The sequence below is a fragment of the Terrihabitans rhizophilus genome, assembly GCF_033898525.1.
Lineage (GTDB): Bacteria > Pseudomonadota > Alphaproteobacteria > Rhizobiales > Methylopilaceae > Flaviflagellibacter > Flaviflagellibacter rhizophilus.
On record NZ_JAXAFJ010000002.1, the window covers coordinates 104,289 to 128,591 of the forward strand.

Below are 24,303 nucleotides of genomic sequence, written 5' to 3' on the forward strand. Positions count from 1 at the left end.
GCTGCTCTGAGAGGTTGGCGGTGGTGCATATCACCCCTTCCGGCAACGCGAAAGCGCAGCTTCCACTTCTCTGCCATGCAGAGGGGCACTAGGTAGGCGCCATGCCACCCCGCGTCCTCGTCCCACTCATCGTCGCCTGCGCTCTCTTCATGGAGAACCTGGACTCGACGGTTCTGTCCACAGCGCTGCCTGCCATCGCGCGGGATATCGGCGAGGATCCTATCCGGCTGAAGCTGGCTTTGACGTCCTACCTGCTCAGCCTCGCGGTCTTCATCCCGGCCTCGGGATGGCTCGCGGATCGCTTCGGCGCGCGTCTGGTTTTCCGCGCGGCCATCGGGGTGTTCCTGCTCGGATCGATCCTCTGCGGCCTTGCCGGCAATATGGAGCAGATCATCGTTGCACGGATCGTACAGGGCATGGGCGGGGCCATGATGGTCCCCGTGGGGCGGCTCGTCATCCTCCGCACCGTGCCGAAGTCTGAACTGGTCGGATCACTGGCGTGGCTGACCATTCCCGCGCTGGTTGGCCCGGTCGTCGGTCCGCCGCTGGGCGGCTTCATCACCACCTACTTCCACTGGCGCTGGATCTTCTGGATCAACATCCCGATCGGAATTCTGGGATTGGTTCTGGCCACGATGTTCATCCCCGACATCCGCGAGGCTGTTCGCACCCGGTTCGATTCGCTGGGGTTCGTGCTCTCCGGCATGGGGCTCGCGTCTTTTGTCACCGGGTCGACAGCCTTTGGCCTCGACATCTTCCCCCGACCCGTGATTTTCGCGCTTCTCGGCACCGGCGCGGTCATGCTGATCGCCTACTGGTTTCACGCCCGGCGCGCGGCGGCCCCGATCCTCGACCTGACCTTGTTCAGGATCCCGACATTCTGCGTCAGCATCATCGGCGGTTCGCTGTTCCGCGTTGGCGTCGGTGCGTCGCCCTTCCTTCTGCCGCTGATGTTCCAGATCGGGTTCGGCCTGAACCCGTTCCACTCGGGCATGCTTACCTTCGTCTCGGCACTGGGCGCCATCGCGATGAAGATCAGCGCGCCACCGATCCTGCGGAATCTAGGCTTCCGGACCGTTCTCATCATCAATGCGGTCCTGAGTGCCGCCTTCGTCGCCGCGCCGTCGCTGTTCACGCCGCAGACGCCATGGGGGTTCATCCTGGTTGTGCTGCTGATCGGCGGTTTTTTCCGCTCGCTTCAGTTCACGGCCGTGAACGCGCTAGGCTACTCGGACATAGACAACGAGCGCATGAGCCGCGCCACCTCGATGACGAGCGTTTGCCAGCAGGTTGCGCTCTCCGTAGGCGTGTCCATCGGTGCGCTCACGCTGGAATCCGCCATGCGCCTGCGCGGTGGCACGGAACTGCTGCCGGCGGACTTCACATGGGCCTTCGTGCTGGTGGGAACGATGTCGTTCCTGTCGTTCCTCGTCTTCCTGCGTTTGCCGCCAGAGGCGGGTGCGGAGGTTTCCGGCCACCGCAGGCAGGGGCTCGTGGTACCCGATCCCGTCATCGAGATGCGGGAGAAGGCCTGAGCTGTTCAATTCGCAGGTGGCCAGTGTCCCGGCGAAGGCCGGGACCCATACCGCACAGCCCCACCGTTGGATGTCGGCCAGCACACGGTCTCGCTGGAACCCCGGAGCCTCCAGCTCGATTGTAGAAGCAAGGAGGACTTCATCATGATCATGCGTGTTCTGAAGGCCGCTGCCATGCTTTGGGTAGCGAAGAAAGTATTCAACAAGGGCGCTGCCCGGACCGACGTGGACGCGCGCCGCTAGGCGCCGCGGAATCCTGTGGCCAACACGTAGAGCTCCGACGAGCCGACCCGGCTCGCCGGTGGCTTTACGTGCTTCACGTCCCGGAAATTCTTCTTCAGCTCCGCGAGCAGCGCCACCTCGGTGCCGCCCTGCAGAACCTTCGCGAGGAACCGCCCGCCGGGCGCCAGAACTTCCGTGGCAAATTCCGCTGCCGCTTCGACAAGTCCCATCGTGCGAAGGTGATCGGTTGCCTTGTGGCCGGTCGTATTAGCCGCCATGTCCGACAACACGACATCCGCCGGACCGCCGAGCATCTCCTTCAGGAGAACCGGTGCGCGATCGTCCAGAAAATCGATCTGCGCGAAGGTCATGCCGGGGATCGGTTCGATGTCGAGGATGTCGATACCCACGATCTTGCCGCGCTCGGGCGCTCCGATCTTCCCAACCGAGACCTGCGCCCAGCCGCCGGGAGCAGCACCGAGATCCACCACGCGGTCGCCCGGCTTCAGGATGTGGTGACGTTCGTCGATCTCGATCAGCTTGTAGGCCGCACGCGAGCGAAAGCCTTCGCGCTTCGCACGGGCGACATAAGGATCGTTGATCTGCCGCTGAAGCCATAGCTGCTGCGATGTGGTGCGACCGCGCGCCGTCTTGAGGCGCTTCGGGAGATTTCGCCCGCCGCCACCTTCAGCTCCGCCCTTCGTGGTCATCCTTGTGCGGCCCGGTTGCTGCCACGCCACATCCCGTCGGCGCGCATGAGTTCGATAAGCATTCCCTCGCGCAATCCGCGATCGGCGACCCGCAAGCGGGTGCAGGGGAAGCGGCGCCGGAACGCTTCGAGAATAGCACAGCCGGCCAGCACAAGATCGGCGCGTTCGCGTCCGATGCAAGGGTTGGCGACACGCTCCTCATAGGACATTGCACGAAGCCGCCCGACCACCGTGGCGATCTGGACGTCCGATAGCCAGGTCCCGTCGACGCGCCGGCGGTCGTAACGCGGCAGGTCCATATGGACGCCTGCCAAAGTGGTCACCGTGCCGGAGGTGCCCAGCATGTGCACCTTGCCGCAGGCCTTGCGAAGCGCCTCCTTTTCCGGGAAGGCGTCGAGCATGGGCTCCACCTGCCGGACCATGGCTTCGAAGACCTCTTCGGTGACTTCATTGCCGCCGTGATGCTCGGCGAGGGTGACCACTCCGATGGGCAGGGACAGCCAGGACCGGATCCGGGGCTCGCCGGAGAAGCCATGCTTCTGCCGCTCCAGCCACACAAGTTCGGAAGAGCCGCCGCCGATGTCGAAGATCAGGACGCCGTCCGACTGCGGATCCGCCAATGGAGCGCAGCCGAGCGCCGCGAGGCGCGCTTCGGTGCCACGATCGATGATCTCGAGCTCAAGGCCGGTTTCCTGCCGCACCCGTTCGCTGAATTCGCAGCCGTTCTCTGCCGCGCGGCAGGCTTCGGTGGCGATCAGGCGCGTGCGCTGCACCCCCCGGGAGACGATCTTGTCCCGGCAGATCTTGAGGGCCTCGATCGCGCGCAGGATCGCGTCCGACGACAGCCTGCCGGAACCCCCAAGGCCTTCGCCGAGCCGCACGATACGGGAAAACGCATCCACCACGCGGAAGCCATCCCAGACCGGACGCGCGATGAGGAGGCGGCAATTATTGGTGCCGAGATCAAGGGCCGCGTAGAGCGGGGACAGACGTGCCGAAGCGCCGGGGACCGAAGCAGGCTTGTGCCGACCTTCGGTCTCGCCGGGCCGCGCGCCTGCAGGCGCAGCGGCTGCCATCTTCGGCGGCGCTCGGAATTCCACTTCATGTCCTTCGAACGCGTCAAAAGACTGAGCGCGTTCATAGAGTTCTGTTCGAGCGAAGTTTAACAACCCACGCCCGTGGCGCAAGGCCGGCGTGTTCACGACCGTACCATGATGGCCTTGCGGCATGGGCTGGCGCATGCTCTTCGTCGGCTTGTTTGCGCCCGTACCCATGGAGGCGACCTGTGTCCGTCCAATCCACCATCCGCCGCATCACCGCGCCCGAAATCAGCGCGCGAAAAGGCGGCGAGCCCATAGTCACCCTGACGGCCTATCATGCGCACACGGCAGCAGTGGCGGACGATCTCGTCGAACTGCTCCTTGTCGGCGACTCCCTCGGCATGGTGATGCACGGGCTGGAGACGACCGTTCCTGTCACGATGGAAATGATGATCCTGCAGGGTCAGGCCGTGGTGCGCGGGTCGAAGCGCGCGCTGGTCGTCGTGGACATGCCCTTCGGCTCCTACGAGGAAAGCCCGGCCGAGGCGTTTCGTGCCTGCGCCCGCATGCTGAAGGAGACAGGTGCCGGCGCCGTGAAGCTGGAAGGCGGCGTGCGCATGGGCGAGACCATCCGCTTCCTCACCGAACGCGGCGTGCCGGTGATGGGCCATGTCGGCCTCACCCCTCAATCAGTGCTGACCCTTGGCGGCTTCAAGGCGCAGGGCCGGGACGAGAAAGACTGGGATGCCATCCTTGCCGATGCCCGCGCCGTGGACGAGGCAGGCGCTTTCTCCATCGTCGTGGAAGGTGTCGCCGAGCCGCTGGGTGCCAAGATCACGGAGCTCTGCAAGGCGCCGACGATCGGCATCGGTGCATCGGCCGCGTGCGATGGCCAGATTCTCGTGATGGAGGACATGCTGGGCCTGACGGACCGGGTGCCCAAGTTCGTGAAGAAGTACGGCACGCTGCGCGATCACATCCGCGGGGCCATCCAGGCCTATGCCGGAGAGGTGAGGGATCGGAGCTTCCCGGCGCCCGAGCACACCTACTCCATGAAGAAAGTCTAGGCAGCGGCGTTTGCACGGGCGGTGGTGCGTGTCTATGGTGCGCGCCGCTCGGCCCCGGCCGAATCCAGCGTAGCGCAGGCTCATGTCCGACATATTCAACGAGATCGACCAAGACATCCGGCAGGAGCGGCTCGGCCGCCTGTGGCGCCGTCTTGGCCCGGCCGTGATTGCAGTGGCCGTCCTGATCATCGTCGGGGTCGGCGGATGGCGTTATTGGGAGCATAGCAAGGCCGAACAGGCTGCGGCCGCGGGTGCGCGTTATGAGGCGGCCCTGGCGCTTGCGCGCGATGGCAAGCATGCGGAGGCCGACGAAGCGCTGAAGGCCATCGCGGCCGACGCTCCGGAAGGCTACCGCGCACTTGCCCTGTTCAGGGCCGCGAGCGAGCAGGCAGCGGTCGATCCGGCGAAGGGGATCGGCGCATTCGAGGCCATCACGCAGGACGGCAGCATCACGCCCGTGCTCCGCGACATGGCCCGCATCCGTGCCGGATACCTGTTGATCGACACCGGCAGCCCGGCAGATGTCGCCAGCCGCGTCGAGGTCTTGGCAGCACCCGGCAATTCTTGGCGCCATGCGGCGCGGGAGATTCTCGCGCTGTCCCATTGGAAGGCCGGCGACATGGCGGAAGCACGGCGCTGGGCCGAGGAACTCGTTGCCGATGTGGAAGCGCCTGCGGGCAGCCGTGCGCGTGCGCAGATCCTTCTTGATCTTGCCTCCGGCGCCAGCCAGCCGGGCGCAGCGGTGCCGGAGGAGGCGCCTGTGGCCGAAGCTGCGCCTGCGGACGCGGCACAGCCCGGCGCGCCGGACAGCGCAGCACCGCAGGTTGCCGTTCCCGCGACTTCGCCGGTGCCCGAAGCAGGCGGCGCTCTGGACGCCCCGTCAGATGGAACTACGATGCCCGAACTGCCTGGCTCCGCTGGTCCTGATGCCGCTGCGCCTGACGCGCCGGCCATTACGGAACCGCCAGCAGCCGACGGCGCTCCGGCGCCACAGAACTGAGAGGGAATTCAGGATGACTCCCAGGTTGCGCCTTGTACTCGTCACTGCGGCGCTCGGTCTGGCACTGTCCGGCTGCGACACCGCAAGGTCGTTGAACCCGTTCGCCGAAAAGGAAAAGGCGCTTCCGGGTGAGAGGCGGCCCGTCTTCGCGCCGGGCGACCCCTTTGCCGGTCCGCGCCGCCTGCCGTCGCCGAACAGTGAAGCGCAGAGCCCGACCGTTCCTGCCGCATCCGCGCCGCGCTAACCCAGCCACCGGCGGGAGCCGAAACCATGTTACCCGTCGTAGCCATTATCGGGCGGCCCAATGTGGGCAAGTCCACGCTGTTCAACCGACTCGTCGGTCGTCGAATCGCGCTTGTAGATGATCGTCCCGGAGTGACCCGCGATCGACGTGAGGGCGAGGCCACCGTCGGGGATCTCGAGTTCATCGCGATCGATACGGCAGGCTTGGAAGACGCCGAGGAAGCGACGCTTGCCGGGCGCATGCGCGCGCAGACGATGTCGGCCGTCGAAGGCGCCGACATCATCCTGTTCGTCATGGACGCACGCGTCGGCATTACGCCCGAGGACGAATACTTCGCGGGGATTGTGCGCAAAGCCGGCAAGCCGGTCGTGCTCGTTGCCAACAAGGCAGAAGGCCATGGCGGGACTGCCGGAGCCTATGATGCCTTCCGCCTCGGACTGGGTGATCCGGTTCCGCTCTCCGCCGAGCACAATGAGGGGTTTGTCGATCTCTATCAGGCGCTGAACGCCGCCATCGGCCATGAGCCTCCGGAAGAGGATGAGGACGAGGAAGATGACGGCCCGCGCGGCCCGCTCTCCATTGCAGTTGTCGGGCGTCCGAACGCGGGCAAATCGACACTGATCAACCGGCTCGTGGGCGAGGATCGTCTGCTGACCGGTCCTGAAGCCGGCATCACCCGCGATTCCATCGCGGTGGATCTTGTCTGGCGCGGGCGCGATATCAGGCTCGTCGACACCGCGGGAATGCGGCGCAAGGCGCGCATTCAGGACAAGCTTGAGAAACTGGCGGTCTCCGACTCGCTGCGCTCCATTCAGTTCGCCGAAGTCGTGGTCGTCATGCTCGACGCCACGATCCCGTTCGAGAAGCAGGATCTGCAGATCGCCGACCTCGTGTCGCGCGAGGGCAGGGCGCTCGTCATCGCCCTCAACAAATGGGATCTTGTGGAAGAGCGCGCGGGTGCCATGAAGCGTCACCGCGAAGCGGCCGACCGCCTGCTGGCGCAGGTGCGCGGAATGCCTCTGGTTCCCATCTCGGCCGCCACCGGCGAGGGCGTGGACAGGCTGATGGAGGCCGTCCTCCAGGCTCACGAGGTCTGGAACCGGCGTGTGCCGACGGCGCGCATCAATCGCTGGCTGGAAGGTGTTCTGGAGCACCATCCGCCGCCGGCGGTACGGGGCGCGCGCGTGAAGCTGCGCTACATGACCCAGACCAAGGCCCGTCCGCCCACCTTCGTGCTGTTCGGCACGCGCACGAGCGTGTTGCCCGAGAGCTATGTTCGCTATCTGGTGAACGGATTGCGGGAGGCGTTCGAACTGCCGGGCACGCCGATTCGGCTCACCTTCCGCGAGCCGAAAAACCCCTACGATCCCGAATAGGGATCAGGCTGGCGGCTGAAAGGCCAGCAGGCGGCCGGACCGTGCTTCGAGCAGGCGTCCGGTTTCCTGGAACGCCGGATCCACGAGGGTCAGCACGTGCTGCGCCACGTCGGCTGCGGTCGGCAAGGTCTGCGGATCCTCTCCGGGCATTGCCTGCTGGCGCATCTTTGTACGCGTCGCGCCGGGATTGAACAGGTTCACACGGATGGCCGTGCTGCGCGTCTCTTCCGCATAGGTGCGCACCAGTGCGTCAAGCGCGGCCTTGGAAACGGCGTACGGGCCCCAATAGGCGCGGATGTTGGTGGCTGCCCCCGAAGAGACGAAGACTGCGCGCCCAGCATCGGAGCGGCGCAGCAGCGGGTCCATGGCCTTGATCAGGCGGTGATTGGCCGTGAGGTTCACGGCCATCACATTGTCCCACGGCTTCTGGTCGACATGGCCGAGCGGGCTCAGGGGGCCGAGGACGCCCGCATTGCCCACAAGCACGTCGAGCTTGCCGAACCTGTCGGCCAGAGCGATGGCGAGCCGATCGACACCTTCGAAGTCGAGTACGTCCAGTGGAACCAGCGTCGCGCTGCCGCCCGCCGCCCGGATGGCATCGTCGAGCTTCTCCAGTCCGCCAACTGTCCGGGCCACCGCAACCACATGCGCGCCAGCACCGGCAAGAGCCTCGGCAATAGCCGCACCGATGCCGCGTGATGCGCCGGTGACCAGCGCCACGCGGCCCGTCAAATCAGGAACGGCCATCGGTCAGCTGGCTTCTGCGAGAAGGGACAACTGCTTCACGCCGCCGGTCTCGTTCATGAGGTCCGTCAGCGGAGTCGGGTAGTCGCCGGTGAAGCAGTGGTCGGTGAAGCGCGGATTGGCAGGATCGCGGGCACCTTCGCCCATTGCGCGGTAAAGCCCATCGACCGACAGGAAGGCCAGGCTGTCCGCACCGATGAACTGGCGCATGCCTTCGAGATCGAGGCGCGCAGCCAGCAGCTTGTCGCGCTCCGGCGTGTCGATGCCGTAATAGTCCGAATGCGTAATCGGCGGGCTTGCAAGCCGGAAATGCACCTCGGTGGCGCCGGCGTCGCGCATCATCTGCACGATCTTCACGGACGTGGTTCCGCGCACGAGGCTGTCATCCACCAGCACCACGCGCTTGCCCTCGACGCGGCTGCGATTGGCCGAATGCTTCAGGCGCACGCCCAGTTCACGGATGCGCTGTGTCGGCTGGATGAAGGTGCGGCCGACATAATGGTTGCGGATGATGCCGAGCTCGAACGGCACGCCGCTCTGCTGCGAGAAGCCGAGCGCCGCAGGCACTCCGGAATCCGGGATCGGGACGATCACGTCGGCGGGAACCGAGGACTCGCGGGCCAGTTCCACGCCCATCCGCTTGCGCACGTCGTAGACGCTCTTGCCCTGGACGACCGAGTCCGGGCGAGAAAAATAGATGAACTCGAAGATGCAGGGACGTTCCGCCTGCTTCGGGAACGGCTTGTGCGATTCGATGCCATCCTCCGTGATGACGACCACTTCGCCGTTCTCCACGTCACGGATGTATTTAGCGCCGATCATGTCCAGCGCGCAGGTCTCCGACGCCAAGATGTAGTGGCCATCCAGTTCGCCGATGACGAGCGGGCGGATGCCCAGCGGATCGCGAGCGCCGATCAGCTTCTTTGTGGAAAGCGCCACGAAAGCGTAGGCGCCTTCCAACTGGCGCACGGCATCGATGAAGCGATCGAGGAAGCGATTGCGCTGGCTGCGGGCGACCAGGTGCAAAACAGCCTCGGTGTCGGTGGTGGACTGGCAAATGGCGCCTTCGGCCACGAGCTGCCGCCGCAATGCGAGGCCATTGGTCAAATTGCCGTTATGGGCGACGGCGAAGCCGCCGGTCGCCAGTTCCGCAAAGAGCGGCTGCACATTGCGAAGGATGGTTTCGCCGGTCGTCGAATAACGATTGTGGCCAACAGCGGCGGTGCCGGGCAGGCGCTCGATCACCGCCTGGTCGGAAAAGCTGTCGCCGACGAGGCCCATCCGCTTTTCCGCATGGAAGCGATTGCCATCGAACGTGACGATGCCGGAGGCTTCCTGGCCGCGGTGCTGAAGAGCGTGAAGGCCGAGCGCGGTTATGGCTGCCGCATCGGGGTGGCCGAAAATGCCAAAGACGCCGCATTCTTCATGCAAGCGGTCCGCTTCCAGTTCACGCCAGAAATCATCCGCACCGGCGGCATGGGAATCGGTGTTCATCCAGAACTCCTCGCAGGGCCGGCTTTAATCCGGGGCCTGAGTCGTATTCAGCAGGCGCTGCATGTTTTGCCGCTCGGCCGGCCTGTAGCCGCTTTCGCCGGGCGGGCGTTCGGTTTCGCCAGATTCGCCACCCGCAGGTGCCTGCGAATCCACGTCGGGCGCGTTTGCCGGATCGCCGCTGCTGCCTGGCAGATCCTTGAACCGGTTCAAGATGGTGCTTTCGGGGTCTTCCGGCAACATCGCGCGCAATTGTGCGCCTGCGCTTTCGAGAGCGGGCCGGGATGCCGCCTGCACCGCCCACGCCGGCTGCTGCTGCGTGGGGACAAGCCAAGAGAAGAACAGGAAGGCGATAACCGCGAGCAGGAAGCCGCGCGCGCCGCCGTAAAGAAAGCCGAGGCCGCGATCGAACGGACCGATGCGGCTGTCGAGGATGGCGTCCGACAGGCGCATGGTGATGAGAGAGACCACGATGAGCGTGACGATGAAGATCGCGCCGCCGGCCATCACATCGACCAGGATCTTCGGCTCGAGGTTGATCTGGCTGCGCGCGTAATCCCGGACCATCGGAAGCAGGTAAAGCGTGGCGAAAGCCGCAGCGGCCCAGGAGGCAATCGACAGAACTTCCCGCGTGAAACCGCGAACCATGGCGAGCAGCGCTGAGAGCAGGACAACGCCGATAAGGATGAAATCGAGAACGGTTATCGACATGAAAAACGGCCCTGGCGGTCGGTGCGCGGCGCGGCGCCCTTATAGCGGGCCGACGCCGTGGCGTCACGCATCATTCATCCAAGGCCTGATCCGCGAGCGCCCGCCGCTGTGCGCCGGCACGACCGCGCGCCCCTCGCGCGGCGATCTCCGCCACCAATCCGTCGAGCGCCGTGAGGCCGGTGAGGCAGAGGCCGGAATCCGCCTTTGCGTCCCCTGAGCCAGCCGCACCGATCGCGCGCGAGAAGCCGAGGCGGGCGGCTTCCTTCATGCGCAAGCCGGCATGAGCCACGGGACGCACCGAGCCCGAAAGGCTGACCTCTCCGAAGAACACGCTGTCCAGCGGCAGCACCGAGCCAGCGAAGGAGGAGACCAGCGCCGCCGCAACCGCGACATCGGCGGCGGGTTCGACGATGCGCAGGCCTCCAGCCACATTCAGGTAGACGTCGTGACTGCCCAGACGCACACCGGCATGGGCTTCCAGCACCGCCAGCACCATGGACAGCCGGTTCGAATCCCAGCCCACCACGGCGCGCCGGGGCGTGCCGAGGGAGGAGGGCGCCACAAGCGCCTGGATCTCTACGAGGATGGGCCGCGTCCCTTCCATTCCGGCGAACACAGCGACGCCCGGTGCGGCGACGTCGCGGCTGGAGAGGAACAGTGCGGATGGATTGGCGACGTCCTCGAGCCCGGCGCCCGTCATCGAGAACACGCCGATCTCGTCCGTCGGACCGAAGCGATTCTTCTGTGCCCGCAGCACGCGGAAGGCATGGCCCTGCTCACCCTCGAAGGAGAGCACTGCATCCACCATGTGCTCGACCACGCGAGGACCTGCGATCTGGCCATCCTTGGTGACATGGCCGACGAGGATCACCGTTGCGCCGGAGGTCTTTGCGTAGCGGATCAGCGCCTGTGAGGAGGCGCGCACCTGCGTGACCGTTCCGGGCGCCGATTCGACGCTGGAGGTCCACATGGTCTGGATGGAATCGATGATGACGAAGCGGGGTGGCGCTCCGGCCGTCAGGGTGCTGAGGATGTCTTCCACATTCGTCTCGGCGGCGAGTTCCACAGCCGCATCCGCCAGCCCGAGACGTGTTGCGCGCATGCGCACCTGCGCCGTCGCTTCCTCGCCAGAGATATAGACCGTGCGGTGTCCCGCCCTCGCCAGCGCCGCGCAGGCCTGGATGAGCAGCGTGGACTTGCCGATGCCGGGCTCGCCGCCAAGCAGGATGGCAGAACCATGGACGAACCCGCCGCCCGTGACGCGGTCCAACTCGCCGATGCCCGACGTGATGCGGGGAGCTTCCTGCTGGCCGCCGCTGAGCCCTTCCAGTTCGATGCGCCGGCCGCCGCGAACGGAAATGGCGCCGCCTTTGCCGACCGGAGCCGCGGCTGCTTCTTCCGCGATGCTGTTCCAGGCGCCGCAGCTTTCACAGCGTCCGGACCAGCGATTGTGGACCGAGCCGCAGCCCTGACAGACGAATGTGGATTTCGCACGCGCCATGATTCACCTCGGGTGCATCATGCCGGAAATCAGCCGCCGCTTCCACTTAAATGTTCCTACTATGTTCTCAGCCGTGCTTACGTGGTTGTGACCGTCCGGGAGCATCCGGTGGCTGCCTGCACCCGTATAGTCAGACAGGAGGTGGATCATGTTCAGCAGACGGACAATCTTGCTCGGCGGTGCAGCGGTGCTGGGCGCGTTGGGCATTCGCGGCTTCGGGTTTGGATTCACGGAGCCTGCGATGGCCGAGAGTTTCGAGGTCGAGAAGACCGTGGAGCAGTGGAAGGCGCAGCTGTCCGCGCAGCAATTCGCGGTGCTCCGGCGGGAAGCCACGGAGCGTCCGGGATCGAGCCCGCTGAACAAGGAGCATCGCGCCGGCGTCTTCTCCTGCGCGGGCTGTGACCTGCCCTTGTTCTCCTCGGAGACCAAGTTCGAGAGCGGCACGGGATGGCCCAGCTTCTTCCGTCCACTGCCGGAAGCGGTCGGAACGCGCACGGATCGCGCGCTCGGCATGGCACGCACGGAGGTGCATTGCCGCCGCTGCGGCGGCCATCTTGGTCATGTCTTCGACGACGGGCCAAAGCCCACCGGGCTACGCTACTGCATGAACGGCGTGGCCATGACGTTCAAGGCCTCGCAGACAGGCTAGATCGTGTAGGTCCGTGCGTATCGGGCGCCGAGCCCGGTCAGCATCTCGTAGCTGATCGTGCCCGCATGTCCGGCGACCTCATCCACCGTGATGCCGTCGCCAAGCAGGCAGGCAAAGTCGCCGCGGCTCACCGAACCGAGGGGCATGTCGGTTACGTCCACGGCAAGAAGGTCCATGCTTATGCGGCCGATCAGCGGGCAGCGTTGGCCGCGGACGATGGTCTCCGCGCCTGTGCGGAGGCTGCTCGACCCGCCGGCGCGCAGGAAGCCGTCTGCATAGCCCACTGACACGATAGCGATCCGCGACGGGCGCTTCGTCATCTCGGCAGCGCCGTAGCCCACGCCCTGACCCTCCGGCACATCGCGAACCTGCACGACGCGGCCCTCCAGCCGCACCACCGGGCGCACGGGATTGTCGCGCCACGGCACGGGATTGCCGCCATAGACCGCGATTCCGGGACGGCACAGGTCGAAGCGTGCGTCCGGGTTCGCAATGGTCGCGGAAGAGTTGGCGAGGCTGGCTGGCACGTCGCCGAAGGCTGCCACGATCTTCCTGAAGTCGGCGATCTGCCGCACAGTCAGGGGATGAGCCTCTTCATCGGCACAAGCCAAATGGCTCATGATCAGCGAGGGTTGGAAGCCGAGCGTGCCGGCACTGTACCGCTCCGCAACCCCGAATGCCTCTTCGAGCGTGATACCCAGCCGGTTCATGCCGGTGTCGACGTGGATGGCTGCTTCGCCGCCACCAGCCGCCTGCCATTCCCCGATTTCGGGCAGGCTGCCAAGCACGGGCCGCGCACGCAGTTCGGAGACGATAGCGGTCGCGCCCGGCGTTAGCCCGTTGAGCACGTAGATGACGGCATCCGGCAGCAGAGGCCTCAGTACCCGCGCTTCTGCCAATTGCGCGACGAAGAAGGTGCGCGCCCCGGCATCCCACAGAGCTGGTGCGACCTGCGCGGCGCCGAGCCCGTAGGCATCCGCCTTCACCACCGCCGCGCATTCCGCCGGCGCCGCAAGATCCGCCAGCTGGCGCCAGTTGGCGGCGATGGCGCCGAGATCCACGATCAGCCGTGCGCCGGCTTCCTCCGGCGGCCGAAAAGTGCCGTCCATCAGTCGCCCATCCGCTCCGGCAGATAATCCTCGCGCGCAAGATTGCCGAAGCGTGTGACTTCAGCCTCGAACTGCACCTGCACCGTGCCGGTAGGTCCATGGCGCTGCTTGCCGATGATGACCTCGGCCTTGCCATGCAGCTGGTCCATCTCGGTCATCCACTTGATGTGCTCTTCGGTGCCTTCGCGGGGCTGCTTGTTCTTGTGGTAATACTCCTCGCGGAACACGAACATCACCACGTCGGCGTCCTGCTCGATGGAGCCGGATTCGCGCAGGTCGGACAGCTGGGGCCGCTTGTCGTCGCGGCTTTCGACCTGTCGGGACAGCTGCGACAGGGCGATGATGGGGACGTTGAGCTCCTTGGCCAGGGCCTTGAGGCCGGTCGTGATCTCCGTCACTTCCTGCACGCGCCCGGCGTCCTTCTTGCCGGAGCCCGACAGCAGCTGGATGTAGTCGATCACCAGCATGTCGAGGCCCTTCTGGCGCTGCAGCCGGCGGGCACGGGCGGTCAGCTGCGAGATGGTGATGCCGCCGGTCTCGTCGATGTAGAGCGGCACGCTCTGCATCAGCCGCGCCGCATCCGACAGGCGCATGAACTCTGCTTCGGTGATGTCGCCGCGGCGAATCTTGTAGGAGGCGATGTCCGCCTGCTCGGCGATGATACGCGTTGCCAGCTGCTCCGCCGACATTTCGAGCGAGAAGAAGCCGACGATGCCGCCATCCACGGTCTTCAAATTGCCGTCCGGTCCTTCCTCGCCGCGCCACGCCTTGGCGATGTTGAAGGCAATGTTCGTGGCGAGCGCCGTCTTGCCCATGCCCGGGCGTCCGGCGACGATGATTAGGTCGGAGCGCTGCAGGCCGCCCATCATCTTGTCGAGGTCGTCCAGGCCGGTCGCCACGCCGGACAGGTGCCCGTCGCGCTTGAACGCGTTGGCGGCCATGTCCACGGCGGTGTAGAGCGCGTCGGCGAACCGCTGGAAGCCGCCGTCGTAGCGGCCCAACTCGGCGACCGCATAGAGCTGGCGTTCCGCTTCCTCGATCTGCTGGCGCGGCGGCATGTCCACCGGCGCGTCGTAGGCGATGTTGACGAGGTCTTCGCCGATGTGGATCAGCGAGCGCCGGATCGCGAGATCGTAGATCGTGCGGCCGTAATCCTGAGCGTTGATGACGCTGGTGGCCTCGGCCGCGAGGCGGGCGAGATACTGGGACAGGGTAAGTCCGCCGAGGTCCACGTCGGTCGGCAGAAAGGTCTTCAGCGTGACCGGCGTCGCGACTTTTCCTGCGCGGATCAGCCCGGCGGTGATCTCGAAGATGCGCTGGTGGATAGGCTCATGGAAATGATGCGGCTCGAGGAAGTCCGAGACGCGGTAGAACGCCTCGTTATTCACGAGCACGGCGCCGAGCAGCGCCTGTTCCGCCTCGATGTTGTGCGGGGCTACGCGGTAAACGGGTTCCGGCACTGCGGTCAGCGCGCGGGCGGTGTTGTCGCCGAAAGCCATGTCATCCTGTCAGGAGCGGGTGAAGCGGGATCATCGGACCATGGGCTCGATTCCGCATCCGCCTTCACGGCATCAACAGCAGTTCACAGCTTTAAGCGCAAGGCGGCGCATGGCCTCTTGACTCACTCTCCCGCGAGACGAAGCGGCACGGCCTCCCGTCTTCGGAGATCCTGTTCACGCTCCGCGATGTAGCCGCGGGTGATCGGCAGGGTCTCGATCCTCTTCGCCAGCTGAACCTGGAATACCACGATGTCGCCGCAGCGGAAGGAGGCCTCGGAGCCGGCGAGATAGAACTCCCACATGCGCACGAACGCCTCGTCGTACAGCGCGGCCGCTTCCTCGCGACGTGCCATGAAACGCTCGCGCCAGGCCTTCAGCGTCTCGGCATAATGAAGGCGCAGCACCTCGACGTCCGTGACGATCAGGCCGGAGCGCTCGATGGATGCCGTTATCTCTGACATGGCCGGGATGTAGCCGCCGGGGAAGATGTACTTTTCCACCCAGGGATTGTTCGAGCCCGGCCCGTCGATGCGGCCGATGGTGTGCATCAGCATCACGCCATCCGGCGCCAGCAGGCGAGCGCTTTGCTGGAAGTAGGTCTCGTAGAAGCCGACCCCGACATGCTCGAACATGCCGACGGAGACGATGCGGTCGAAGTTGCCCCTCGTGTTGCGGTAGTCTTCCAGCCGGAAATCGACGTGTCGGTCGAGATGACGCTCCTGCGCGCGGCCGCGGGCGATTGCGAGTTGCTCCTCCGACAGCGTGATGCCGGTCACATCCGCGCCGGCCTGCTCCGCCAGGTACAAGCCCAAGCCGCCCCAGCCGCAGCCGATGTCGAGCACCCGATGCCCCGGCTCCACCGCGAGCTTGGCGGTGATGTGCCGCTTCTTGGCCATTTGCGCGTCGTCGAGGCTTTGTCCCGGATGTTCGAAATAGGCGCAGGAATACTGCCGGTCCGCATCGAGGAAGAGGTCGTAGAGGCGCCGGTCGAGATCGTAGTGATGCGCCACGTTCCGCCTTGAACGCGCGCCGCGGTTCATCTGCCGCCATTGCCGCACCAGCTTGCGGACCCGTGCCCTTGCACGCGAGGCTGCGGGGTAGGGACGCCCGTGCAGGTTGCCGAGCATCAGGTCGAGGACATCGGCGACCGACCCGTCCTCGACCACGAGGCGGCCCAGCATGTAGAGCTCGCCGAGCGCCAGGTCCGGGTTGCGGAGCAAGGCACGTTGCGCGGCAGCATCGGTGAAGCGGATTGCGAGGTCCGGTCCAGTCCCGTCGCCGGTGCGGAACCGCTTGCCATCGTGGGTAATCACATCGAGCGATCCGCGGCGGATCGCGTGGCGCATCATGGATTCCAGAAGCATGGCCATCGGCATCTCCATGTCCGGAGCTTCCGACCGCAGGTGTCAGAAGTCCTGAAACATCCCGATGGCTGATTAGGACTCCGGATAAATACGGATGCAATGCTTAGAACGACGTACGCCCGGCTCAAGGGCCGGGCGTACGCAAGCGATGTTGTGACAGATCAGGCTTCGCCGCGACCTTCGTCCTCGCCGACATAGGTCTCGAACGCAACTTCCTCGGCGCGCTGGGTGAGGTCTTCACCCTGCACCTGGCGCTCTGCCTCGACGGCGCTGCGTGCGACGTTGACGGTGACCGTCACGTTGACTTCCGGATGCAGCGTGATCTCGACCTGATGCAGGCCGATCGTCTTGATCGGGATGTGCAGCACCACCTGCTGGCGGCCAACGCTGAAGCCGGCGGCGGTCAGGGCGTCGGCAACGTCGCGGCCCGACACCGAACCGTAGAGCTGGCCCGTTTCGCCCGCCTGGCGGATGACGCTGACGCGCTGTCCGTTCAGCTGCTCGCCGACCTTCTCCGCCTCGCTGCGAAGCTCGAGGTTGCGGGCTTCGAGCTGAGCACGCTCACGCTCGAAACGGGCGCGTGCGTCGTTGTTGGCGCGGAGCGCCTTGCCCTGCGGAAGCAGGAAATTGCGGGCGTAACCGTCCTTGACGCGGACTTCTTCGCCCATCTGGCCGAGCTTTGCGATGCGCTCGAGAAGGATGACCTGCATAATATTCTCCGTTCAGTTTTCTTGTTGTGATGTCAGTTGCGGGAAGGTGGCTTGCGCCGCGCTGCCCGATCGGCGGCCCGGCTGCGGAGCTGGAACATCTGTTCCGCAATGCCGAGAATGGCGAGAAAGACGAGGGTCCAGGTCTGGACCGCGAGCAGGAGGTAGGTGCCCGTCAGAAGGAGGCCGCGCCCGCTGATGCCGCGGCTCACCGCATGCAGGCAGGCAAGGCCCTGGATGGAGAAGGCGACGGCAAGAGCCGAGGCGATGATGCCGAAGCAGAAGCCAACGCCCGGCACCATGGCGCCCGCGATCGACAGTGCGAAGGCCGGGAGCGCGAGCCCGGGAAGCGTCAGCATCGGCAGTTCGGGCCAGGGGCGCGCCAGCCGCGACGACGCCCGCACCACGCGGCCGGCCACCCAGAGATTGAACAAGGTGTTCGCGGTCCAGACGGCGGCACCCAGCGGCGGGAGCGCGATCACCGCAAGCTCCGCCAGGCGCGCAGGATCCCCGCCTCCCGGCAGGACGATGGGTGCATCCGCCGCCGTGCCGGTCTCCTGCCGGAGGAAGGTCTCGAACATGACCTTCAGCATCTCGCGGTATTCGGTGATGGAGCCCGCCAGCAGAATGGTCATGAGCACGAGAGCCGCGCCGACAGCCGCGGTCCACAAGACCAGCCGTCCGATGGGATACCAATCGACGCCGTCTTCCTGGCGCTCACCGCGAGGGCGGGCGAGCAGGCACAGATAACCCAGCCACCAGGCAGGCAGTCCGATGGACAGGGCGTAGCCGCGTGCTGTCTCGAAGCCCGCGACGCCCAGGAGCATCGCAGACGCGGCAGCCGCACCGACGAGGCCGGCGCGATGATTCCAGCCCATGCTGGCGATGAGAATTGGGAGCGGCGCGAACATGAACAGCAGGACGGCCAGCATCGATCCCGAGAGCAGGGAGAGGCTGAGCGTTGCCGATGCTGCACCGGCCGCGAGGCCGACGATGAGGAAAATCATGTCCGCAAGCTGTCCCGCTTTGAGCGGTTAGAGGCCGGTCAAAGCCGCCCCAACCTTGAGTAAGGTGGCGGTTCCGGACGAAGGGTCCGGAACCGCCGGATCATCACTTGATGACGTAGGGCAGCAGGCCGAGGAAGCGGGCGCGCTTGATGGCGCGGGCCAGTTCACGCTGCTTCTTCTGCGAGACCGCAGTGATACGCGAGGGAACGATCTTGCCGCGCTCGGAAATGTAGCGCTGCAGGAGCTTCACGTCCTTGTAGTCGATCTTGGGTGCGTTCGCGCCGGTGAAGGGGCAGGTCTTGCGGCGGCGGAAGAACGGACGGCGTGCGCCGGCTGCGGAAGAGGTGCTCATGCGTCTTCTCCTTCAACCTCGGCAGCCGCAACCGCTTCGGTGCGCTCTTCGCGACGGGGGGGACGGTCGTCGAACTCACGACGCGGCGGACGGTCGCCACGCTCGCTGCGCTCGCGCTCGTCGCGGTCGCGGCGCTGCATGACGGCCGACGGCTCGGTCTCGTGCTCTTCGACGCGGATGGTGAGCACGCGAAGCACGTCCTCGTTGATCTTCTGCAGGCGCTCAAGCTCGGCAACAGCCGCCGGAGGGGCGGTGATGTTCATGAGCGAGTAATGCGCCTTGCGGTTCTTGGCGATGCGGAATGCGAGGCTCTTCACGCCCCAATATTCCGTCTTGCCGACTTCGCCGCCATTGTCCGTGATGACGGTCTTGTACTGCTCCACGAGCTCTTCGACCTGCTGGGTCGTGAGGTCCTGGCGCGTCAAGAATACATGCTCGTACAGAGGCATGGATGTTGAGCCTTTCCTTCGGTTGTCGGATGCCCGCCCGGCGCTGAGCCCTTCAAGCCCGGAAAGGCTCGAACCACTCTCGAAGGCGGAGACACGGGACGACGGGTTTCCAGGAAACCCTGCCGCGCATGCGCGACCGTCCGTTCAGCCCCCGGCCGAGGCATCACGAAGCGGGTGCTTATACGCGAAGCCGCCGGGAATACAAGGCGGGCACCGCACTCGTTCCGTGCATGGCTGCAATGAACGCCGGGCAGACACAGCACCTTGATGAGTAGCAAACGATACATATCTCACGGTGCAAGGACGACGCCTCCCATCGAGGGTGTGCCGCCCGCCACCACCGGGCGTACCGCCCCACACGCTGTCAGGAGATATGACATGAACCTCGCTCGCACCCTTATCCTTTCCGGCGCCCTTGCTCTTTCGGCCGGCGCGGCTCTCGCCGACTCCACGGATGTCAGCCGTATCCAGGAAGGCATCCGTGACGCACAGCGTCCCGCCGCTGTCCTGCAGGAAGGCCGTTCCTCCGCCGTCGGCGCGCCGCAGCTTGCTGAGCAGCCAAGCGTGGCGGCGCAGAACACCAATGCAAATGGCCCGCGCACCTCGGACCCGATCTACTTCCAGCAGGCCAATGGCCGCCAGAACCGCTGATCGCCTGCAAGGCAACAAGCAAAGAGGCCGTCCTTCGGGGCGGCCTTTTCTTTTGAGCTGCCTTGACACTTCCATGCGCCCGCGTGTCTCTGCGCGCCCGAACATATGACGAGGGCAGACATGGCGATCGCATTGGTGTTTCCGGGGCAGGGCAGCCAGCAGGTCGGCATGGGGCGCGCGCTCGCCGAGACGTTTCCCGTGGCCCGCGCGGTCTTCGATGAAGTCGACGCCGCACTCGGGCAGAAGCTCTCGGACATCATGTGGAACGGTCCGGAGGACCAGCTGACGCTGACCGCCAACACGCAGCCGGCGCTCCTCGCGGTGTCCATCGCGGCACTGCGGGTGCTGGAGGCCGAGCGCGGTTTGGATCTCCCCTCTCAGGTAAAGTATGTCGCCGGGCATTCGCTCGGCGAATATTCCGCCCTGTGTGCCGCCGGCAGCCTCTCCGTGGCGGATGCCGCAAGGCTGCTGCGGATTCGCGGCGAAGCCATGCAGCAGGCGGTGCCCGTGGGCGCCGGCGGCATGGCGGCTCTCATCGGCACCGATCCCGAGCAGGCCGCCGAAATCGCGCGCGAGGCTGCGGGTGAGGATGTGCTGAGCGTCGCGAATGACAATGGCGGCGGGCAGGTGGTCGTATCAGGCCATAAGGCTGCCGCCGAGCGGGCCATCGAAATCGCAAAGGCTCGTGGCGTGAAGCGCGGCGTCCTTCTGTCGGTTTCCGCACCCTTCCATTCGCCCCTGATGGCACCGGCTGCCGAGCGCATGCGTGAGGCATTGGCCGAGGCGGATGTGCGCGCCCCGGTGGTGCCCGTCGTCGCCAACATGACCGCTTCCGCCGTGACGGACCCCTTCGAAATCCGCCGATTGCTGGTGGAGCAGGTCACGGGCACCGTTCGCTGGCGCGAAAGCGTGGCCTATATGGCGGCGAATGGCGTTACGCGCTTCGTCGAGGTCGGGTCGGGCAAGGTCCTGGCTGGCCTTGTGAAGCGCATTGCCGACGGTGCCACCGCCAGTTCGGTCGGTACCCCAGAGGATATCGCGGCGTTCAGCGCCTGAGGAGGACAATCATGTTCGATTTGACCGGCAAGAAGGCGCTCGTTACCGGCGCCACGGGCGGAATCGGTGGCGAGATCGCCCGCGCGCTTCACGCACAGGGCGCTCACGTGGCCCTGTCGGGAACCCGCCGCGAGGTGCTGGAGGAACTGGCCTCGCAAATCGGCGAACGCAGCCATGTCGTCCCCTGCAACCTTTCGGACGCAGCCGCCGTGGATGCTCTTGCCGGCGAGGCAGAGGGTGCACTCGGCGGGCTCGACATCGTCGTCCACAACGCGGGAATCACCCGCGACAACCTCTTCATGCGCATGAAGGATGAGGAGTGGGACCAGGTCCTGGCGGTGAACCTGACCGCAGGCTTCCGGCTTTATCGCGCCGCCATGCGGGGCATGATGAAGCGCCGCAGCGGCCGGCTCATCGGAATCACCTCGATCGTCGGCGTCACCGGCAATCCGGGGCAGGGCAATTACGCCGCGTCGAAGGCCGGCATGATCGGCATGTCGAAGGCTTTGGCCCAAGAAGTCGCGAGCCGCAACGTGACGGTGAACTGCGTGGCGCCGGGCTTCATCGAGACGCCCATGACGGATGCGCTGAACGAGAAGCAGAAGGAAGCCATCATCGGCCGTGTGCCGGCCGCACGTCTTGGCTCGGGCGCTGACATTGCGGCCGCAGTGGTTTATCTCTCCAGCGACGAGGCCTCCTACGTGACCGGCCAGACGCTGCATGTGAACGGCGGAATGGCCATGATCTGACCTTTCGCCGCCGGTTCGCCCCGTGTGTGGCGGCTTGTGGTCAATGCAGAATAAGTGTGTTAATCGACCCGCGATTTGGGCCTTGGGGAATACGCTGACACAGGAGCCGCGGTGGCATTCCGCGGGCTGGTCAGCTAAACGGGCACAACCATCGTAAGCCCGATCGGGGGGCGGCTCAGGCCGATTTCTGTGGCGGCGGGTTTCAACGAAGTTTGTTTAAGGAATGAGCGATGAGCGACATTGCCGACCGGGTTAAGAAGATCGTCGTGGAGCATCTTGGCGTGGACGCCGAGAAGGTCACGGACAATGCGAGCTTCATCGACGACCTGGGCGCGGACAGCCTCGACACCGTCGAACTGGTGATGGCTTTCGAGGAAGAGTTCGGCGTCGAGATCCCGGATGATGCGGCCGAGACCATTCTGACGGTCGGCGACGCGACGCGCTTCCTCGAGAAGAACGTCGCCTGAGTTCCAACGAGTAACGGGAAGCGCTCAAGGCGCTTCCCGCAGAGGTTTTGATGAGACGGGTCGTCGTTACCGGAATCGGAATGGTTTCGCCGCTGGCCAGCGGCGCGGAGCTGACCTGGCAGCGCCTGCTGGAAGGCAAGAGCGGCGCGCGGAAGATCGAGAAATTCGAGACCTCCGATCTGCCCTGCAAGATCGCTGCGAATGTTCCGCGTGGTTCGTCCGAGGGCGAGTTCAACGCTGACGAATGGATGGAGCCCAAGGAACAACGCAAGGTCGATGATTTCATCGTCTTCGCTATGGGGGCTGCAGGCCAGGCTCTGGACGACGCAAACTGGCATCCCGAAAGCGAAGAAGATCAGTGCGCTTCGGGCGTGATGATCGGCTCCGGCATCGGCGGTATCGAGGGAATCGCCGACGCGGCCCTGACGCTGCGGGAAAAGGGTCCCCGCCGCATCTCCCCGTTCTTCATTCCGGGACGCCTGATCAACCTTGCCGGCGGATATGTGTCGATCCGGCACGGTCTCCGCGGTCCCAACAATGCCGTGGTCACGGCCTGTTCGACAGGATCGCACGCCATTGGCGACGCTGCCCGGATCATTGCTCTCGGCGATGCCGATGTGATGGTTGCCGGCGGCACGGAATCGCCGATCGGTCGTCTCTCGCTCGCGGGGTTCGCCGCATGCAAGGCGCTTTCCACGAATTTCAACGACACTCCGGAGCGGGCATCACGCCCGTATGACCGCGGGCGCGACGGCTTCGTCATGGGCGAGGGCGCGGGTGCCGTGGTCCTGGAAGAGCTGGAGCATGCCAAGGCCCGCGGCGCCAAGATCTATGCCGAAGTCATCGGTTACGGCATGTCGGGCGACGCGTTCCACATCACCGCACCGACCGAGGACGGCAACGGTGCCTATCGTGCCATGAGCGCCGCGCTCAAGCGCGCCGGCATTCAGCCTTCCGACATCGACTACATCAACGCGCACGGCACCTCGACGCCTCTCGGAGACGAGATCGAGCTTGGCGCGGTGGAGCGCCTCGTGGGCAACGCGGCCGGCCGCATCTCGATGTCGTCGACCAAGTCGGCGATCGGCCATCTGCTCGGTGCTGCAGGCGCCGTGGAAGCGATTTTCTCGGTTCTTGCGATCCGTGACAATGTCGCACCGCCGACCATCAATCTCGAAAATCCCTCCGTGGAAACGGCGATCGATCTGGTCCCGCTCGTGAAGCGGGAGCGGGAGATCAATGTCGTCCTGTCGAACTCCTTCGGGTTCGGAGGCACGAATGCCTCGCTGGTGTTCAGGCGCTATCAGGACTGATCGGTCTTTCGCCGCATTTGGTCGCGAAGACCCATGCCTGGGTCTGGAACCTTGAGGTGACTGGTCAGCGATGATTGACGACAAGGATCCACGGGACGATCTCGCGCCTCCTTCGGCGAACGACGAACCGGCCGCGCAGCCCCGAAAAGGCCGTGCCGCCCGCGACCGCCGGCGCACGCGCAAGGGCCGGGGCGGCTTCGTAACCGGCGCCAGCATCTTCCTGACGCTGCTCACGGTCGCTCTCCTCGCCGCCTTTGCGGTCGCTCATTACGGGGTCAGGGACTACAATCGTCCCGGCCCTCTCAAAGAGCAGACGACTGTCGTCATCCCGAAGGGCTCGGGCTTACGTGACGTGGCGGAGCGGCTGTCTGCCGCGAAGGCGATCGACAACGAGACCGCGTTCATCCTGGGCGTCCAGTTCACCGGCAATCGCGGAAAGATGCAGGCCGGCGAGTATGCGTTGCCGGCGGGTGCGAGCATGAGCCAGATCGTGGGCATGATCGCCTCGGGCAAGGTGGTGGCATATACGGTCACCATCCCCGAGGGGCTGACCTCGATGCAGATCGTGCAGAGGCTGGAGCAGGAGGAACTCCTCACCGGCACCGTGCGGAACGTGCCGCCGGAGGGTACCCTTCTGCCGGAAACCTATGAAATCGTTCGCGGCACCACCCGCGAGGCGCTTCTCCAGCGGATGTCTGCCGCACATACGAAGCTGCTCGCGGATGTCTGGTCGCGCCGCAATCCATCGATCCCCGTGAAGACGCCACAGGAACTGGTGACGCTTGCCTCCATCGTGGAGAAAGAGACCGGAGTCGCGAGCGAACGCCCACGCGTGGCCTCGGTTTTCTCAAACCGCCTGCAGAAGCGGATGAGGATCCAGTCGGACCCCACCATCATCTACGGCCTGGTTGGCGGGAAGGGCACCCTTGGGCGCCCCATCCTGAAGAGCGAGATCCTGCGCCCGACGCCCTACAACACCTACACCATACCTTCACTGCCGCCCGGCCCCATCGCCAATCCGGGCCGTGCTTCGCTGGAAGCCACAGCGAACCCTCTGCAGACGAACGATCTCTACTTCGTTGCGGACGGAACCGGCGGGCATGCATTCGCGCCGAGCTATGCCGAGCATCAGAAGAATGTTGCACGGTGGCGCAGCCTTGCGAGCAGCACTGACAATGATCGTGCGGCACCCGATGCCGTGCCGCAAGCACCAGCCGGTGCACCCGCAGCGGCTGCGCCTCGCGCAAACCCCGCCGCCAGCCGGCCTTGACACCGACACTGAAGGGCAGG

25 protein-coding genes are annotated in these 24,303 nt (G+C 65.5%); 12 read left to right on the forward strand and 13 right to left on the reverse strand.

The features are described 5' to 3' along the window. Nucleotides 1-101 precede the first annotated feature (101 nt). Nucleotides 102-1,535, forward strand: a complete 1,434-nt coding sequence (locus SCD90_RS04050; RefSeq protein WP_319843356.1) for a DHA2 family efflux MFS transporter permease subunit — start codon at nucleotides 102-104, stop codon at nucleotides 1,533-1,535. A gap of 239 nt (nucleotides 1,536-1,774) precedes the next feature. Here SCD90_RS04050 and SCD90_RS04055 read toward each other — a convergent pair whose 3' ends face one another. Continuing rightward, nucleotides 1,775-2,467 carry an RlmE family RNA methyltransferase gene (locus SCD90_RS04055; protein WP_319843357.1) on the reverse strand — a complete coding sequence of 231 codons (693 nt, stop codon included), beginning with the start codon at nucleotides 2,465-2,467 and terminating at the stop codon, nucleotides 1,775-1,777. Beyond that, entirely contained in the window at nucleotides 2,464-3,543 is a 1,080-nt protein-coding gene (locus SCD90_RS04060) for a Ppx/GppA phosphatase family protein (RefSeq protein WP_319843358.1), read from the reverse strand. Before SCD90_RS04060 ends, SCD90_RS04055 begins: the two co-directional genes overlap by 4 nt. A gap of 209 nt (nucleotides 3,544-3,752) precedes the next feature. Between SCD90_RS04060 and panB the strand changes: the two genes are divergently transcribed. The 4 genes from panB (at nucleotide 3,753) to der (ending at nucleotide 7,194) form a co-directional block, all read left to right on the forward strand. Further along, the gene (panB, locus tag SCD90_RS04065; RefSeq protein WP_319843359.1) at nucleotides 3,753-4,574 is read left to right on the forward strand and encodes a 3-methyl-2-oxobutanoate hydroxymethyltransferase; all 822 of its coding nucleotides are present in this window, start codon (nucleotides 3,753-3,755) and stop codon (nucleotides 4,572-4,574) included. Between the two features lie 82 nt (nucleotides 4,575-4,656). Then, nucleotides 4,657-5,574, forward strand: a complete 918-nt coding sequence (locus SCD90_RS04070; RefSeq protein ID WP_319843360.1) for a tetratricopeptide repeat protein — start codon at nucleotides 4,657-4,659, stop codon at nucleotides 5,572-5,574. A 25-nt stretch (nucleotides 5,575-5,599) separates the two neighbouring features. Beyond that, complete coding sequence (locus tag SCD90_RS04075) at nucleotides 5,600-5,818, forward strand: hypothetical protein (protein ID WP_319843361.1); 219 nt, start codon at nucleotides 5,600-5,602, stop codon at nucleotides 5,816-5,818. 26 nt (nucleotides 5,819-5,844) lie between these two features. Then, entirely contained in the window at nucleotides 5,845-7,194 is a 1,350-nt protein-coding gene (gene der, locus SCD90_RS04080) for a ribosome biogenesis GTPase Der (RefSeq protein WP_319843362.1), read from the forward strand. Nucleotides 7,195-7,197: 3 nt separating this feature from the next. Here the strand turns inward: der and SCD90_RS04085 are convergent, their stop codons facing one another. The 4 genes from SCD90_RS04085 to radA all read right to left on the reverse strand — a co-directional run bounded on the left by SCD90_RS04085 (nucleotide 7,198) and on the right by radA (nucleotide 11,641). Then, nucleotides 7,198-7,941 (reverse strand): SDR family NAD(P)-dependent oxidoreductase, encoded by a 744-nt coding sequence (locus tag SCD90_RS04085; RefSeq protein ID WP_319843363.1) that lies wholly within the window; start codon nucleotides 7,939-7,941, stop codon nucleotides 7,198-7,200. 3 nt (nucleotides 7,942-7,944) lie between these two features. After that, a complete protein-coding gene (gene purF, locus SCD90_RS04090; protein ID WP_319843364.1) occupies nucleotides 7,945-9,432 on the reverse strand; it encodes an amidophosphoribosyltransferase in 1,488 nt (495 codons plus the stop codon). Between the two features lie 24 nt (nucleotides 9,433-9,456). Continuing rightward, the gene (locus tag SCD90_RS04095) at nucleotides 9,457-10,140 is read right to left on the reverse strand and encodes a CvpA family protein (protein WP_319843365.1); all 684 of its coding nucleotides are present in this window, start codon (nucleotides 10,138-10,140) and stop codon (nucleotides 9,457-9,459) included. A 70-nt stretch (nucleotides 10,141-10,210) separates the two neighbouring features. Further along, nucleotides 10,211-11,641 carry a DNA repair protein RadA gene (radA, locus tag SCD90_RS04100; RefSeq protein ID WP_319843366.1) on the reverse strand — a complete coding sequence of 477 codons (1,431 nt, stop codon included), beginning with the start codon at nucleotides 11,639-11,641 and terminating at the stop codon, nucleotides 10,211-10,213. Between the two features lie 148 nt (nucleotides 11,642-11,789). Here radA and msrB point away from each other — a divergent pair, with 148 nt between their 5' ends. After that, nucleotides 11,790-12,290: a peptide-methionine (R)-S-oxide reductase MsrB gene (gene msrB, locus SCD90_RS04105; protein WP_319843367.1), complete on the forward strand. Its 501-nt coding sequence runs from the start codon at nucleotides 11,790-11,792 to the stop codon at nucleotides 12,288-12,290. Here the strand turns inward: msrB and alr are convergent. From alr to rpsF, 7 genes are all read right to left on the reverse strand, one after another. Then, nucleotides 12,287-13,399: an alanine racemase gene (alr, locus tag SCD90_RS04110; RefSeq protein ID WP_319843368.1), complete on the reverse strand. Its 1,113-nt coding sequence runs from the start codon at nucleotides 13,397-13,399 to the stop codon at nucleotides 12,287-12,289. The two genes, msrB and alr, sit on opposite strands and share 4 nt — an antisense overlap. Then, nucleotides 13,399-14,898, reverse strand: a complete 1,500-nt coding sequence (locus SCD90_RS04115) for a replicative DNA helicase (protein WP_319843369.1) — start codon at nucleotides 14,896-14,898, stop codon at nucleotides 13,399-13,401. The genes alr and SCD90_RS04115 overlap by 1 nt, the downstream gene beginning before the upstream one ends. 122 nt (nucleotides 14,899-15,020) lie before the next feature. After that, complete coding sequence (locus SCD90_RS04120; RefSeq protein WP_319843370.1) at nucleotides 15,021-16,268, reverse strand: cyclopropane fatty acid synthase; 1,248 nt, start codon at nucleotides 16,266-16,268, stop codon at nucleotides 15,021-15,023. 155 nt (nucleotides 16,269-16,423) lie between these two features. Further along, nucleotides 16,424-16,972: a 50S ribosomal protein L9 gene (rplI, locus tag SCD90_RS04125; protein ID WP_319843371.1), complete on the reverse strand. Its 549-nt coding sequence runs from the start codon at nucleotides 16,970-16,972 to the stop codon at nucleotides 16,424-16,426. A gap of 32 nt (nucleotides 16,973-17,004) precedes the next feature. Further along, nucleotides 17,005-17,976: a DUF2232 domain-containing protein gene (locus SCD90_RS04130; RefSeq protein WP_319843372.1), complete on the reverse strand. Its 972-nt coding sequence runs from the start codon at nucleotides 17,974-17,976 to the stop codon at nucleotides 17,005-17,007. A 103-nt stretch (nucleotides 17,977-18,079) separates the two neighbouring features. Next, a complete protein-coding gene (gene rpsR / locus SCD90_RS04135) occupies nucleotides 18,080-18,328 on the reverse strand; it encodes a 30S ribosomal protein S18 (RefSeq protein WP_319843373.1) in 249 nt (82 codons plus the stop codon). Further along, nucleotides 18,325-18,777 (reverse strand): 30S ribosomal protein S6, encoded by a 453-nt coding sequence (rpsF, locus tag SCD90_RS04140; protein ID WP_319843374.1) that lies wholly within the window; start codon nucleotides 18,775-18,777, stop codon nucleotides 18,325-18,327. Before rpsF ends, rpsR begins: the two co-directional genes overlap by 4 nt. 378 nt (nucleotides 18,778-19,155) lie before the next feature. Here rpsF and SCD90_RS04145 point away from each other — a divergent pair, with 378 nt between their 5' ends. From SCD90_RS04145 to mltG, 6 genes are all read left to right on the forward strand, one after another. Then, nucleotides 19,156-19,428, forward strand: coding sequence for a hypothetical protein (locus SCD90_RS04145; RefSeq protein WP_319843375.1), 273 nt, complete (start codon nucleotides 19,156-19,158; stop codon nucleotides 19,426-19,428). A 120-nt stretch (nucleotides 19,429-19,548) separates the two neighbouring features. After that, on the forward strand, nucleotides 19,549-20,484 hold the full coding sequence (gene fabD / locus SCD90_RS04150; RefSeq protein ID WP_319843376.1) for an ACP S-malonyltransferase: 936 nt from the start codon (nucleotides 19,549-19,551) through the stop codon (nucleotides 20,482-20,484). A gap of 11 nt (nucleotides 20,485-20,495) precedes the next feature. Next, on the forward strand, nucleotides 20,496-21,233 hold the full coding sequence (gene fabG / locus SCD90_RS04155; RefSeq protein WP_319843377.1) for a 3-oxoacyl-[acyl-carrier-protein] reductase: 738 nt from the start codon (nucleotides 20,496-20,498) through the stop codon (nucleotides 21,231-21,233). A gap of 230 nt (nucleotides 21,234-21,463) precedes the next feature. Further along, the gene (locus SCD90_RS04160; protein WP_319843378.1) at nucleotides 21,464-21,700 is read left to right on the forward strand and encodes an acyl carrier protein; all 237 of its coding nucleotides are present in this window, start codon (nucleotides 21,464-21,466) and stop codon (nucleotides 21,698-21,700) included. Between the two features lie 50 nt (nucleotides 21,701-21,750). Beyond that, nucleotides 21,751-23,013: a beta-ketoacyl-ACP synthase II gene (gene fabF, locus SCD90_RS04165; RefSeq protein ID WP_319843379.1), complete on the forward strand. Its 1,263-nt coding sequence runs from the start codon at nucleotides 21,751-21,753 to the stop codon at nucleotides 23,011-23,013. A gap of 70 nt (nucleotides 23,014-23,083) precedes the next feature. Continuing rightward, a complete protein-coding gene (gene mltG / locus SCD90_RS04170; protein ID WP_319843380.1) occupies nucleotides 23,084-24,283 on the forward strand; it encodes an endolytic transglycosylase MltG in 1,200 nt (399 codons plus the stop codon). The last annotated feature ends 20 nt before the right edge of the window (nucleotides 24,284-24,303 follow it).

Excerpts from the sequence above, each read along its gene's own strand:
- alr (WP_319843368.1), bottom strand. The coding sequence starts at position 13,399 with ATGGACGGCACTTTTCGGCCGCCGGAGGAAGCCGGCGCACGGCTGATC.
- rpsF (WP_319843374.1), bottom strand. The coding sequence starts at position 18,777 with ATGCCTCTGTACGAGCATGTATTCTTGACGCGCCAGGACCTCACGACC.
- fabG (WP_319843377.1), top strand. The coding sequence starts at position 20,496 with ATGTTCGATTTGACCGGCAAGAAGGCGCTCGTTACCGGCGCCACGGGC.
- fabF (WP_319843379.1), top strand. The coding sequence starts at position 21,751 with ATGAGACGGGTCGTCGTTACCGGAATCGGAATGGTTTCGCCGCTGGCC.
- msrB (WP_319843367.1), top strand. The coding sequence starts at position 11,790 with ATGTTCAGCAGACGGACAATCTTGCTCGGCGGTGCAGCGGTGCTGGGC.
- SCD90_RS04070 (WP_319843360.1), top strand. The coding sequence starts at position 4,657 with ATGTCCGACATATTCAACGAGATCGACCAAGACATCCGGCAGGAGCGG.
- SCD90_RS04095 (WP_319843365.1), bottom strand. The coding sequence starts at position 10,140 with ATGTCGATAACCGTTCTCGATTTCATCCTTATCGGCGTTGTCCTGCTC.
- SCD90_RS04050 (WP_319843356.1), top strand. The coding sequence starts at position 102 with ATGCCACCCCGCGTCCTCGTCCCACTCATCGTCGCCTGCGCTCTCTTC.
- fabD (WP_319843376.1), top strand. The coding sequence starts at position 19,549 with ATGGCGATCGCATTGGTGTTTCCGGGGCAGGGCAGCCAGCAGGTCGGC.
- SCD90_RS04060 (WP_319843358.1), bottom strand. The coding sequence starts at position 3,543 with ATGGCAGCCGCTGCGCCTGCAGGCGCGCGGCCCGGCGAGACCGAAGGT.
- rpsR (WP_319843373.1), bottom strand. The coding sequence starts at position 18,328 with ATGAGCACCTCTTCCGCAGCCGGCGCACGCCGTCCGTTCTTCCGCCGC.
- SCD90_RS04120 (WP_319843370.1), bottom strand. The coding sequence starts at position 16,268 with ATGGCCATGCTTCTGGAATCCATGATGCGCCACGCGATCCGCCGCGGA.
- radA (WP_319843366.1), bottom strand. The coding sequence starts at position 11,641 with ATGGCGCGTGCGAAATCCACATTCGTCTGTCAGGGCTGCGGCTCGGTC.
- SCD90_RS04055 (WP_319843357.1), bottom strand. The coding sequence starts at position 2,467 with ATGACCACGAAGGGCGGAGCTGAAGGTGGCGGCGGGCGAAATCTCCCG.
- mltG (WP_319843380.1), top strand. The coding sequence starts at position 23,084 with ATGATTGACGACAAGGATCCACGGGACGATCTCGCGCCTCCTTCGGCG.
- SCD90_RS04145 (WP_319843375.1), top strand. The coding sequence starts at position 19,156 with ATGAACCTCGCTCGCACCCTTATCCTTTCCGGCGCCCTTGCTCTTTCG.
- der (WP_319843362.1), top strand. The coding sequence starts at position 5,845 with ATGTTACCCGTCGTAGCCATTATCGGGCGGCCCAATGTGGGCAAGTCC.
- SCD90_RS04160 (WP_319843378.1), top strand. The coding sequence starts at position 21,464 with ATGAGCGACATTGCCGACCGGGTTAAGAAGATCGTCGTGGAGCATCTT.
- rplI (WP_319843371.1), bottom strand. The coding sequence starts at position 16,972 with ATGCAGGTCATCCTTCTCGAGCGCATCGCAAAGCTCGGCCAGATGGGC.
- SCD90_RS04115 (WP_319843369.1), bottom strand. The coding sequence starts at position 14,898 with ATGGCTTTCGGCGACAACACCGCCCGCGCGCTGACCGCAGTGCCGGAA.
- SCD90_RS04085 (WP_319843363.1), bottom strand. The coding sequence starts at position 7,941 with ATGGCCGTTCCTGATTTGACGGGCCGCGTGGCGCTGGTCACCGGCGCA.
- purF (WP_319843364.1), bottom strand. The coding sequence starts at position 9,432 with ATGAACACCGATTCCCATGCCGCCGGTGCGGATGATTTCTGGCGTGAA.
- SCD90_RS04130 (WP_319843372.1), bottom strand. The coding sequence starts at position 17,976 with ATGATTTTCCTCATCGTCGGCCTCGCGGCCGGTGCAGCATCGGCAACG.